This is a genomic window from Rhizobium sp. AP16 (assembly GCF_000281735.1).
Taxonomy (GTDB): domain Bacteria; phylum Pseudomonadota; class Alphaproteobacteria; order Rhizobiales; family Rhizobiaceae; genus Rhizobium; species Rhizobium rhizogenes.
Map to the genome: position 1 here is coordinate 1 of NZ_AJVM01000043.1, position 11,821 is coordinate 11,821.

The following is an 11,821-nucleotide window of genomic DNA, read 5'->3' on the forward strand; positions in this document are numbered from 1 at the left end:
GGGCCCCTGCCGTTGCGGCAGGTTGAGCTTCGGCAGGTCGGAGGAATATTCTCCATCTGTCGCCACGCGCACGGCGCTGGCGATGGCATTCGACGTTACCCCAAGCGCCGCCGCACGCGCAAAGTCGGGCGTGATCTGGATCTCAGGCGCCTGCCTGGACGCAGTCGACGTCACCGCTCCAATGCCACGCAGAGTGCGAAGCTGTTCCTCGAGCGCCGTGCCTGCACTGTCGAGCACTGTGGCGTCGTCGCTGGCCAGCGTAATCTCGAGCTTCGTTCCATTGCCGCCGCTTCCGACTTCGATCCGCACGCCGGGGAGAACGGAGAGAGCTTGGCGAATATCGTTTTCGATTTCCGACTGCTTGCGATCGCGCTCACCGATGGGCGTCAGCACGACGACGATGGTAGCGGACCCGACGTCACTTGTGGTGCTCACGTCAGGGCCGCCGCCTGAGGATACGGAACCGATCGAGGAAAAGACATGCGTCACATCGCGGAGCTTGCCGACGATATCGGCCGCTTTCCTGGTTGCCGCGTCCGTCTGCTCGATGGTGGCGCCGGGCTGCAGGGTCAGCGTGATCTGGGTGCGTGCGTCGTCGGAAGCCGGCAGAAAGCCCGATTTCAGGAAGGGGATGGTGGAAAGCGAAAGCGCCACCACGATAGCGGTGACGGCCATGGTGGTCTTTCTGTGGTTCAAGCCCGCCTTCGCGATCGCCATATAGGCGCGCATGATACGGCCATCCTTCTCCTCCACCGGATGCGCCTTCATGAAATATGCGGCCATCATCGGCGTCAGCAGGCGGGCAACGACAAGCGAGACAAGGACGGCAACAGCGGCCGTGACGCCGAACTGGCGGAAGAGAAGGCCAGGTATGCCGCTCATGAAGGCCGTCGGCAGGAAGACCGCGACAAGTGTGAAGGTGGTTGCGATGACGGCAAGCCCGATCTCATTGGCCGCTTCGAGGGCGGCATCAAGCGGCCGCTTGCCCATTCGCAGGTGGCGGGCGATGTTCTCGATCTCGACAATGGCGTCGTCGACGAGGATGCCGACCACCAGCGACAGCGCCAGCAAGGTGACGATATTCAGGCTGAAGCCGGCCAGATACATGACGAGAAAGGTCGGTATGACGGACAAGGGCAGCGCCACGGCGGACAGGATCGTCGCGCGCCAATCGCGAAGAAACAGCCAGACGACGACGATCGCCAGGATCGCCCCCTCGTACAACATGTGCATCGAACCATTGTAGTTGTCGATGATCGGCCCGATCGTGCTGTAGGCCTCATCGATCCGCACATTGGGATGGGTGGCTGCGAACTTGCTGATCGCCGTGCTGATGTCCGCCGCGACGGTGCTGTCCGAAAATCCGTTTGAGCGCTTGATCTCGACCGCGATCGCGGGCTTGCCATCGAGATATGCCATCGAGGAGCGATCCGCAAAGCTGTCCGTGACGGACGCCACGTCGTCGAGACGAACCTGCTGCCCATTGGCCAGGGGAATTTTGAGCCCTTTCAATGCTTCGACCGACGGCATGGCGCCGAGTGTGCGCAACGTCTGACGGGTGCTGCCGATTTCCCCAAGACCACCCGACGTGTCGGCCTGGACGGCTTTCAACTGCGACGACACGGTGGCCGCCGTGACCCCGAGCGACGCCATCGTCGAGGGATCGAGGTCGACATGAACCTCGCGGTCGACCCCACCGATGCGATTGACCTGTCCGACGCCCGGCACCGATAGCAGCGCCTTGGTCATATCATTGTCGATGAACCAGGAAAGCTCGGTCTCGTTGAGACCGGTCGAACGAACCGCATAGGTGAGCAACGCGGAGTTCTGCACGGTGACCTTGGTAACGCTCGGCGTTTCCATTTGCGACGGCAGGTCGGCCTTGACGCTGTCCACCGCGTTGCGGACCTCGTTCAGAGCCGCTTCGCTGTCTTTCTCCAGCTTGAAGGAGACCTTGATCGAGACGGTACCGTCGGTGATCGTCGTGGTGATGTGGTCGAGATAGCTCAGCGAAGCGAGACTATCTTCGATGGTACGAGCGACCTCGGTCTCGAGCTGTGCCGGTGCCGCGCCGTCAAGCGTGGCGGTGACGCTGATGGTCGGCAGGTCCATGTCGGGGAAATTCTGGACCGGCAGATACTTGAATGCCAACAGCCCGCCGACGGCAAGCATTGCAAACAGCAATATCGCCGGCACGGGGTTGCGGATCGAGAAAGCGGAGAAATTCATCTGTTTATCTCCGCGATTTTCACAAGGTCATTGTCCGACAGAAAGGCTCCGCCCGACGTCACGACCTTTGCCGACCGGTCCAGGCCGGAGATGATCTCGACCTCGCCATTGTTGCGACGGCCGGTTTCCACCCGGACCCGTCGCACCCGATCGTCTTCGCCGGCGATGAACAGGTAGCTGATGCCGTCTCGGAAGACGATTGCTGTCTCGGAAACGGTGAGCGCCGGCGTGGTCTGCAACTCGATATTGCCGGTGACATAGAGGCCGGTACGTGGACGAATGTCGGCTGGCAGCGCGACATAGACGATCACCCGGCTGGTATCGGTGCTGACCGAGGGTCCGACAAGCCTCACCTTGCCCTGAATGGAGTGGCTATCCGGTCCGTTGATCTCGACACTCAATCCTTCCGAAATCCGCGGGAGGTAGCGTGTCGAAACTTCGGCCTGCCACTCGACGCGCTGCTGTCGGACCATGCGGAACAGCTCGGTGCCGGCGGAGACCACAGCACCAAGATCGGCGGAGCGCGACGTAATCAAGCCGTCGTCGGCGGCGGTGATGGTCGTCTGAGCGAGCTTGATCTTTTCGCTGTCGAGTGCGGCCTCCTCAGATGCCAGGGTTGCGGTCGCCGTCTGCTCGTCGGCGAAATATTCGGTAATCTTCTCGTCGGATAGAGCTCCGGATGAACGAAGCTGCCGCGCCCGATCCGCATTCGCCTTGGCTTTGGCCAGGCTTGCCTGGGCGGTGACGACGGCAGCCTGCTGCTTGCGGAGGTCGGCAAGAGTGCTCTCTTGCGAAAGCCGGACAAGCGTCTGCCCCTTCGTGACCACGGAGCCGACATCGACCAGCACCTCGATGATGCGCAGGCCACTGGTCTCGGAGGCGACTATTGCTTCCTGCCAGGGCTTCAGCCAACCGCTCGCGGGAACGGTCTCCGGCCAGTCCCGCTGCGATGGCGCCGCCAGGGAGACGGTAAGGGCGGGTGCGGCCGCCTGTTCCGCCGTGGCAGTGCGGAATGGAAGCAGAATCGCTGCCGCAACGAGTGCGGTGGCGAATATCATGGACGGCTTTCTCAACGATGCATTCCTTGCAGTTCTTGGCATCGCGCAGGCAATTCCTGAACCACAACCGATGCCGCCAAGCCGATCAGTAGCCGGACGAACGTTAAGTGCGGTCAAGTTAGTGTTAAGCTGGGTAAAACTTGGCCGTGCGCCCGCGTTTGTGCTGTAAGGATGGCGGATGTGATTGACGGACGAAGTGAATGAACAAGGTTCTCCTCATCGACGACGACGTCGAATTGACGACGCTTCTGCAGGAATATCTGGCGGAAGAAGGATATGACGTCTCAACGGATACGGACGGTCGCGCCGCCATTGCGGCAGCCGCCGGCAATACGGTGGATATCATCGTGCTCGACATCATGATGCCCCGAATGAACGGGATCGAAGTTCTGCAGAGAATCAGGAAGCTGAGCCCTGTTCCCGTATTGATGCTGACCGCAAGAGGCGATGACATCGACCGTATATCGGGCCTCAACCTCGGCGCGGACGACTATGTGCCGAAGCCCTGCTCGCCAGGTGAACTTGCGGCCAGGCTGCGCGCGATTTTGCGGCGAGCGGGCCAGCCTACGACAGGCACGGCGACCGACACGCTAAGGGCGGGGCAACTCGTGATCCATCCGGGCAGCCGGACAGCCGAATGGCGCGGCGCGGCTTTGGATCTGACCGGCACGGAGTTCAGCCTGCTCGAAGTTCTCGCCCGCAGCGCCGGCCAGCTGGTATCGAAGCAGGACATATCAAAGCGGGCTTTCGGCAAGCCGCTCACGCCCTTCGATCGCCGCATCGACGTCCATATCAGCAGCGTTCGCCAGAAGCTCGGGCTCAGGGAGGACGGGCAATCCTGGATTCAGTCCGTTCGCGGCCAGGGCTACCAACTTCTGGTGGACTGACCATGCCCCGGCTTTTCTGGAAGTTCTTCACGATCATCTGGCTGACGCTTGCGGCGTCCGTGGCGGTTATCATCATTATCGTCAATCTCCTTCAGGCCGTTCCTTTTGCACGCGAGTTAGAGGCAGAACGGCGAGCGCTCATCCTGAACCTTGCCGCAAACATGCTCGCGAAGGATGGCGAGGATGCCGCCAGACACTTTGTCGGCGCAAGCGAAGAGACGCTGCCGCTAGGTCTGACCATTTCGAAGGCAGCGGAAGCCGCCGCCTGTGCGGACGCGAATGCGGCCAACACAAGATCCGTCCTGAGGGACGGAGTTTGCTATCGGATTATCCTGTCGGCTCCAGCCGGTTCCATTTTGGAAAACTTTGCGCCGTTCATGCCGTGGCTCGCGATCCTGATCTCGAGCACGATCTCGGCAGGCGCGCTCGCCCGATACCTCATTCGTCCCGTCGTTCATCTGCGCGATGGATTGAGCGCGCTCGCTCACGGCCGCTTCGATTTCCGCATCGGCGACAAGATGGCCGGCCGAAAGGATGAGGTCACGGCACTTGCCCATGATTTCGATTCCAGCGCCGCGCGGCTGCAGGAACTTCAGGATGCGCAGCAGCGGCTGTTTCATGACGTATCGCATGAGCTGCGCTCGCCCTTGTCCCGTCTGCAGGCCGCCGTGGGCGTGCTTCGGCAGAACCCGGCGAAACTCGATGTCATGCTGGATCGCATGGATCGCGAGGTCGAGCGGCTCGACGTCCTGGTGGGCGAGATCCTGACGCTGGCCAGACTGACCGCGGGCTCCAGTCTTCCGCTGAAAACGCAGTCCCTCGATATCGTCGACCTCCTGAACGAGATCCTTGGTGATGCGACATTCGAAGCCCAGATACGGGCGATCGCGATCACGGCCAACGTCGACGGTATGTTCCTGGCCGATGTCGAGGGCGAGCTGATCTACCGGGCGCTGGAAAACGTCATTCGCAACGCCATCAAATATACCGCCGAGCGCTCGCGAATATCCGTGCGTTGCGAGATGACAGCCGATCTCCTCAAGGTACGCGTCACGGATCAGGGACCAGGCGTCAGGCATGACGAACTCGAGCGCATCTTCCAGCCGTTCTCACGCGGCAATGGCGCCGTACCGAGTGATGGATATGGCCTGGGTCTTGCAATCACCAGACAGGCTATCGAGCGTCATGGCGGGCGGGCGTATGCATCCTTGCCAGCCGCCGGCGGCCTGACCATCACCCTCGAAATCCCCCGAAAGCCGACGACCTTTGGTCCGGCGAGCGATCACGCCTAATCTGGCTCAATCTTCCAAGATGTGCGGCGTGAAGGCGGCTTTCGTTGAAGCGGTTCAAGGTTGAAATTCAGGCAATGATTAGCACCTGATCTCGAAGTTTTACCCAACTTTACACTGCCTTTACGGCCATTAACGCAGGCATCGCTAAAATCTGAACCCACGATCCCGGTTCGGAAGATTTGCCACATGACCTTTAGCCTTCGGCTGCCTGAAATGCGTTCGCAGGGCGTGTTCTGCGTCGTTCTGCTCTCGTCGCTCTCCTCTTGTGCAAGCGTGCCACTGCATCAGGGTACGTCTCTCGGTTCCTACGCTGATATGACCGCATCGGGGGGCTCGCTGACGAAGGCGAAATTGCGGGTGGACCCGGCGCCGGTACTTGCCGCACAGACCGTGCGTATCGTACGGACGTCGGCGCAGATCGGTAACAGTGGCGCTTTCGATCCTAAAAACCTGGCGCTTGTCACCAATGCGATCGACCGGGCGCTCTGCACCGGCCTCAGCGACCGTTTCCAGGTCGTGGCTTCGAACCAGCCGGCCGATCTCGTCGTCCACGCAACTGTCACTGACATCGTCCCAACGAACCGGACGGCCGCAGCGACTTCCGCCGTGGCGTCCCTCGGCACGTCAGTGGCGCTCGCCGTACCAATTCCAAGGATTCCGATCGGTCTCGGCGGCCTGTCGGTCGAAGCTGAGGCGGTCGGTCTGGACGGAGCCCAGAAGGCGGCCATGCTCTGGTCGCGCGGCGCAAACATGCTGACAACAAGGGCCAGGATCTCGACGGTCGGGGATGCCTATTCGCTTTCCTCCGCCTTCGGCGCCGACTTCAGCCGCATGCTGGTCAAGGGCCAGGACCCATTCAAGGGAACGTCGGTGATACCGTCGGCACAAAAGATAAAGGCGTCGCTTGGCGGCGGTCCGAAATACGACGCTTGCAAGGCATTTGGCTCAGCCCCCGGCATTACCGGAGCAGTTGCCGGCCAACTGGGTCTGCCGCCGGGCTGGAGCGACAAGGGCGCAGCGACCACTCAATAACCGCCGTACCGCACTGCACGCGCTCCGTGGCTGGGCGACCGCCATTCAGCTACTCACAACCAGGCGCCAGCGGCGCCTCACGTAAATCTATAGAAAAGAGGACGATATGAATATGAAAATGCATCTAAGGTTCGCAGCGGCAGCCGTCGCAATTCTTGCCTCAAGCTCCATCTTTGCCGCGGAAAAGCAGGCCTATCTGCCACCGCAAAAGGCTGCTGCCATTCTCGCCGACGGGCTTCCCTGGCTGGCTGACGCACCTGACGGCAAGACCCTTAAGGTCACCCTGAATAAGGATGGCACTGGAAGCATACGTGGCCCACTGCCGTTTACGCTGTCCCTCACCTGGTCGGTCAAGGGCGATACGATGTGCATCCTCGGCAAGATGGGAACAAGGTGCCTTCGCTTTCGTGAGGCTCCCGGCGGGCTTCAGGGCTGGGACGGCGACAAGCCAGACCTGAAGTTCAGCCGCTAAAAGCTCTCGATGAGGTATCGGCCGCCCTGGGCTTGGGCGTGATGAGCACGGGGGACGCTGCTGCGATGCTGATGACAATGCTTATCATCGGCCTTGTGCTTGGCGGAACCCTTGCGCTGATGGCGCTGGGTCTGACCATTCAGTACGGTGCGGCTCGGATCGTGAATCTGGCTTTCGATCAGAGCACGTTAACTTTACGGTGCCCTCCAGTTGCTTTTTGCAATTCCGATAAATCAGCTTCCACGAATGTTGGATTGACTCTATCGTATGCAATGCATAGATTTTTTTTGTAATATTTCTGCCGTGCGCCTGCGTTAAAAAATGACGGAAACTGGCTGACGAGGCATTTGATGGACATGACCGACCCGTCTCGCGATGACTGTCCCGAGGAATTCAATCTCACACGTCGAAAACTGATGGTGGGCGGCGCCTTGTTCGCTGGGGGCATGCTGCTGGCTCCGGAGATTTCGGCTCAAACTCTGGGTGCGGTCGCGCCGGAGGTTTCGTCAAACTTCATGGACGTATCGTCTCTCCTCATCGACCATCATTTGGATCCTGAGGTCGGGGCACGCATGGCTGCCGCCATGCTGCGGATAAATCCGGAGATTGCGCAGGATATCGGCGCAATTATTGACATCGCGAAGAAAAAAAACGCCAGGATCGTCGAGGATTTCTTTGCCGACATCCCGGAAGGGCGCGTGAAGGACACGGCTCTGGCCATCATTTCGGCCTGGTATACAGGCGTTGTGGAAAATTCCGCCAACGCCGAGGTCTTCGCCTTCGAGACGGCGCTTATGTACCAACCAACCCATGACGTCATGACAATCCCGACCTACGCGATATCCGGTCCGAATGGATGGAATGCGGAGGCTCCGGCTCTTGGCGATATGCCGACATTCTGACGAAAGCCGCTCCGTGCGCGAAGGCGCGTAGCGGGCGGCTTTCACACAAATCGAGCAAGACGCCCCGGAGGACGACTTTGTCATGGGATCGACTTGCGGCGAGGTTTGACGTGCCTATTCGAGCCTTTGGATAGTTGGAATCGATAAGATGGCAAACGATTATAGTGCGGACGTCATTGTCGTTGGAACAGGCGTTGTCGGTTGCCTCGTCGCCGAGCAGGCGCTGGACGCGGGCCTGTCCGTTCTGATGCTGGAAGCCGGCCCTCGCGTGGAGCGCTGGCAGATTGTTGAAAATTATCGCAACGTACCGCCGCGCTTCAAGCAAAACTGGAATGCACCCTATCCAGCCAAGCCCTGGGCACCGCATATAGAATCAGAATTGGTAGACGCCACGACCGACTACCTGCAGCTGGAAGGGCCGAATGGGCGGGCATACCGTCAGGGTTATGTGCGTTATGCCGGCGGCGCTACCTGGCATTGGGCGGGCATCTGTTGGCGGCTGCATCCCGATGATATGCGGATGAAAAGCCTTTACGGCGTCGGCCGGGACTGGGCGTTTGATTACAACACGCTTGAGCCATATTACACCCGCGCCGAATACGCTTTGGGTGTGTGCGGTCCCTCCGAGGTTGAGCTGCAATGGCCGCCATTGCCGCGCTCCAAGCCCTATCCCATGGGCCGTATTCCCTACGGTCCGGGCGAACAGCGTTTCACAGACGCCGCCGCACGGGTTGGCATCACTAATCTTCCCGCTCCTCAAGCTCGCAATAGCGGCGTTTCCTACGACGGACGGCCGCCTTGTTGCGGCAACAACAACTGTTTCCCGGTCTGTCCGATCTCGGCGAAATACGATGCGGCATCGGCCCTGCCAAGGATCGAATCCAAGGGCGGCAGGATTCTTGCCAATGCGGTCGTCTACAGGGTGGAGACGGATGCAAAGCAGAACATTCAGGCGGTCCATTTCTTCAATCCCAACAAGGAATCGCAAAAGGTAACCGGCAGGCTTTTCGTCATTGCCTGCAATGCGATAGAGACGCCGAAACTGCTACTGATGTCCAAGGACGATCGCAACCCGAATGGCGTTGCCAATCATTCGGATCAGGTCGGACGCAATCTGATGGACCAGCCCAAGATCAGCGCGCAGATGATGCTCTCAGAGCCGATGTGGACGGGCGTGGGGCCCGTGCAGGGCAGCAGCATTATGATGACCGGGCAAGGCGCTTTCCGAAGCGAACATGCCGGTGCCATGCTTCGCTGCGAAAATGCAGCTCTCAGCGCCGTTGGCGGTCTGGCAGCGCTATCGAAGGGGCTCGTCGGCAAAGCTTTGGACGCGGAGATACGCCGGCTCTCGGCCTGCACCGCGCGACTGACGATCGAGCACGAGATCCTGGCGGATCCCAATAACCGCCTGACATTGTCGGATAAGAAGGACTGGCTGGGCCTCAGCAAGCCGAACATCTATTATGATGTCGGCGACTATGTGCGCCGCAGCCACCAGGAATATACCCTGCCGCTGCTGAAGAAATTGATCGCGGAGCTTGGCGCCGTCGAAAGCAGCATCGCCACGACCTTCACCAATAGCGACCACATGATGGGGAGCTGCATCATGGGCACCGATCCCACCGACTCTGTCGTCGATGTCGACTGTCGCGCGCATGATCATCCGAATCTTTTTCTGCCCGGCGGCGCGGCGATGACGACGGGCGGCTGCGGCAACAGCACCATCACCATGGCGGCCTTGGCCGTAAAGGCCGCCGATGCCATCGTTGACCAATTAAAGCGGGGCTGAGCGTGGACACTTTCTTCCGTCTCTTCAGCGCTGCAATCTGTCTGATGTCCGTGAGCTCGACGGCCCTCGCCGCCGACGATGATGCGCAGGCAGCCTCCGTCAAGCGCGGCGCCTATATCGCCACCGCTTCGGACTGTTCCGCCTGCCACACGGCACCAAGTGGCAAGCCATTCGCGGGCGGACTTGGCATCGTCTCCCCGGTGGGCACGATTTACTCCACCAACATCACCCCCTCTGCGACCGCAGGCATTGGGCAATATACGGAAGAGCAATTTGCCCGGGCCCTGCGGGCTGGCGTTCGGGCCGATGGCGCCAATCTCTATCCGGCGATGCCCTACACGTCATATAACGTGCTGACGGACGCGGATATCCGCGACCTCTACGCCTACTTTCAACACGGCGTCGCACCCGTCGACACGGCGCCGACGCCTACCGCGCTGCCATTTCCGATGAATATTCGCCTGTCGATGATGGCGTGGAACCTCCTGTTCCTCGGCAGCGGCCATAGCGAGGCCGACGCCACGCAATCGGCCGAGTGGAATCGCGGCAAATACCTTGTCGACGGGGCGGCGCATTGCAGCACCTGCCATACGCCGCGCGGCTTCCTGATGCAGGAATTGTCTTCGCACTATCTGGGTGGTGCGCAAGTCGGCCAGTGGTATGCGCCCAACATCACCTCGGATGCCAACAGCGGCATTGGAAGCTGGAGCAAGGACGAGCTGGCTCGCTATTTGGCAACCGGCTCGCTGCCCGGCAAGGCGCAGGCCGCCGGCAGCATGGGAGAGGCCGTCGAGCACAGTTTTTCCCAGCTCACGCCGGACGATATCTCGGCGATATCAACCTATATCAAAACCGTGGCGCCGCTGCATGATACGTCGGATGAGCAGTCCCGGTTTGGCTACGGTAAGCCCTTCTCGCAGCTTGCAAGCTTGCGCGGAGCGAACCCGATCCGCTCGGATACGGACGAGCAAGCCAGCGGCGCGGTGCTGTTTTACGGCAATTGTGCCTCCTGCCACCAGGCTTCCGGCCAAGGTAGCAAGGATACCTATTATCCGAGCCTGTTCCACAATTCGGTGACAGGTTCAGCCAATCACAGCAATCTCATCGCTACGATCCTGAACGGCGTCAACCGGACGACGCCCAAGGGCCAGGCCTTCATGCCCGGTTTCGGCGGCAAGGCGAACGACATCAATGCTCTGAATGATGCCCAAGTCGCCACGCTGGCGAACTACGTGATTGATAATTACGGCCGCGCCGGCACTCCGGTCTCACCCGCCGATGTCGCCCAGGTGCGGGCCGGTGGCCCTGCATCTTCACTCCTGCTGCTCGCACGCATCGGCATTGCCGTGGCCGTCATTGTCGGCTTGGCGATCTTGCTGCTGCTTGTTGTTTGGCGGCAGCGGCGGGCCAGGGTGGTTTAGCTGGCTTCTCCGTGTCGGTTGGCGGCTACGCTCCCTTGCGGATAGATGCTCCATCGCCGGAGCTGCCGACCTCGTGAAACATTGCCATCTGTGAATCGGCGCGGCTGCCCCGATGCCGTTCGACGCCATAAGCAATTGCTTTTGCAGAGGTGACTTGAGTCGCCGCGCGATGCTTATTCACAAATCGGTGTTCAAACGCATCGAATGAAGGAACTCTATGGCGCCCAATGCCGTTTCAACTGAAGCGGCTCTCCCGATGCCAACTTGGCGGTGGTGGAAAACTCTTAAATCAAAGCCGTTCTCATCGACAATGTTAGCCGTGCATTCAGGCATGACCCTGGTGAATATGGAGTGACATGTAATGTACAACGCGAAACGTGATGGACAAGGCGGCGGCGCCTCAAGCGCAATCCCGTCAATGGGTCTCATCGAGGGCCGGATCACCGTTCTCGAGGTTGTGGCTATGACTTCTCTCGGGCTTTTGCTTAAGGTTGGAGACAAACGTGCGGCTCAGCATGTGCTTTCGACCATTCGGAAAGCCATGCGGGCAAAATGCGATGATATTCATCTGGGTATATCGGATGCTGACTCAGCGATTGCCTATGCGCAGGAACTGCTCGATGCGACTTTGGACAGTACCGAGTTTCTGACGCCAAAGTCGATCACCGACGACCTTTTGATCGCCTGATGCCTGGCCGTCCATTCGATATTCAATGTGGGTGATGGCCCCTTGCGTGAG

General features: G+C 60.1%; 11 protein-coding genes. 9 read left to right on the top strand and 2 right to left on the bottom strand.

The genetic code is table 11. The features are described 5' to 3' along the window. On the bottom strand, positions 1-2,229 hold a 2,229-nt coding region (locus PMI03_RS14700; protein ID WP_007694577.1), incomplete at its 3' end, for an efflux RND transporter permease subunit. Further along, the gene (locus PMI03_RS14705) at positions 2,226-3,329 is read right to left on the bottom strand and encodes an efflux RND transporter periplasmic adaptor subunit (RefSeq protein WP_012652752.1); all 1,104 of its coding nucleotides are present in this window, start codon (positions 3,327-3,329) and stop codon (positions 2,226-2,228) included. The genes PMI03_RS14700 and PMI03_RS14705, both read right to left, overlap by 4 nt. Between PMI03_RS14705 and PMI03_RS31695 the strand changes: the two genes are divergently transcribed. From PMI03_RS31695 to PMI03_RS14750, 9 genes are all read left to right on the top strand, one after another. Then, positions 3,286-3,456: a hypothetical protein gene (locus PMI03_RS31695; RefSeq protein ID WP_153510532.1), complete on the top strand. Its 171-nt coding sequence runs from the start codon at positions 3,286-3,288 to the stop codon at positions 3,454-3,456. The genes PMI03_RS14705 and PMI03_RS31695 overlap by 44 nt on opposite strands. A 31-nt stretch (positions 3,457-3,487) precedes the next feature. Further along, positions 3,488-4,174: a response regulator gene (locus tag PMI03_RS14710; RefSeq protein WP_007694580.1), complete on the top strand. Its 687-nt coding sequence runs from the start codon at positions 3,488-3,490 to the stop codon at positions 4,172-4,174. A 2-nt stretch (positions 4,175-4,176) separates the two neighbouring features. Continuing rightward, a complete protein-coding gene (locus tag PMI03_RS14715) occupies positions 4,177-5,466 on the top strand; it encodes a HAMP domain-containing sensor histidine kinase (protein WP_007694582.1) in 1,290 nt (429 codons plus the stop codon). A 186-nt stretch (positions 5,467-5,652) separates the two neighbouring features. After that, positions 5,653-6,498 carry a DUF3313 domain-containing protein gene (locus PMI03_RS14720; protein WP_007694584.1) on the top strand — a complete coding sequence of 282 codons (846 nt, stop codon included), beginning with the start codon at positions 5,653-5,655 and terminating at the stop codon, positions 6,496-6,498. A gap of 106 nt (positions 6,499-6,604) precedes the next feature. Then, positions 6,605-6,970 (top strand): hypothetical protein, encoded by a 366-nt coding sequence (locus PMI03_RS14725; RefSeq protein ID WP_007694586.1) that lies wholly within the window; start codon positions 6,605-6,607, stop codon positions 6,968-6,970. 350 nt (positions 6,971-7,320) lie between these two features. After that, positions 7,321-7,872 carry a sorbitol dehydrogenase family protein gene (locus PMI03_RS14735; protein ID WP_007694588.1) on the top strand — a complete coding sequence of 184 codons (552 nt, stop codon included), beginning with the start codon at positions 7,321-7,323 and terminating at the stop codon, positions 7,870-7,872. A gap of 148 nt (positions 7,873-8,020) precedes the next feature. Further along, complete coding sequence (locus PMI03_RS14740) at positions 8,021-9,661, top strand: GMC family oxidoreductase (protein WP_007694590.1); 1,641 nt, start codon at positions 8,021-8,023, stop codon at positions 9,659-9,661. 2 nt (positions 9,662-9,663) lie between these two features. Then, the gene (locus PMI03_RS14745; protein ID WP_039974077.1) at positions 9,664-11,082 is read left to right on the top strand and encodes a c-type cytochrome; all 1,419 of its coding nucleotides are present in this window, start codon (positions 9,664-9,666) and stop codon (positions 11,080-11,082) included. 361 nt (positions 11,083-11,443) lie between these two features. Then, positions 11,444-11,770, top strand: a complete 327-nt coding sequence (locus PMI03_RS14750; RefSeq protein WP_007694594.1) for a hypothetical protein — start codon at positions 11,444-11,446, stop codon at positions 11,768-11,770. Positions 11,771-11,821: the final 51 nt, after the last annotated feature.

What these genes read in the sequence shown, in the direction of transcription:
- PMI03_RS14735 (WP_007694588.1), top strand. Translation starts at nt 7,321, where the DNA reads ATGGACATGACCGACCCGTCTCGCGATGACTGTCCCGAGGAATTCAAT.
- PMI03_RS14750 (WP_007694594.1), top strand. Translation starts at nt 11,444, where the DNA reads ATGTACAACGCGAAACGTGATGGACAAGGCGGCGGCGCCTCAAGCGCA.
- PMI03_RS14715 (WP_007694582.1), top strand. Translation starts at nt 4,177, where the DNA reads ATGCCCCGGCTTTTCTGGAAGTTCTTCACGATCATCTGGCTGACGCTT.
- PMI03_RS14710 (WP_007694580.1), top strand. Translation starts at nt 3,488, where the DNA reads ATGAACAAGGTTCTCCTCATCGACGACGACGTCGAATTGACGACGCTT.
- PMI03_RS14720 (WP_007694584.1), top strand. Translation starts at nt 5,653, where the DNA reads ATGACCTTTAGCCTTCGGCTGCCTGAAATGCGTTCGCAGGGCGTGTTC.
- PMI03_RS31695 (WP_153510532.1), top strand. Translation starts at nt 3,286, where the DNA reads ATGGACGGCTTTCTCAACGATGCATTCCTTGCAGTTCTTGGCATCGCG.
- PMI03_RS14725 (WP_007694586.1), top strand. Translation starts at nt 6,605, where the DNA reads ATGAATATGAAAATGCATCTAAGGTTCGCAGCGGCAGCCGTCGCAATT.
- PMI03_RS14705 (WP_012652752.1), bottom strand. Translation starts at nt 3,329, where the DNA reads ATGCCAAGAACTGCAAGGAATGCATCGTTGAGAAAGCCGTCCATGATA.
- PMI03_RS14740 (WP_007694590.1), top strand. Translation starts at nt 8,021, where the DNA reads ATGGCAAACGATTATAGTGCGGACGTCATTGTCGTTGGAACAGGCGTT.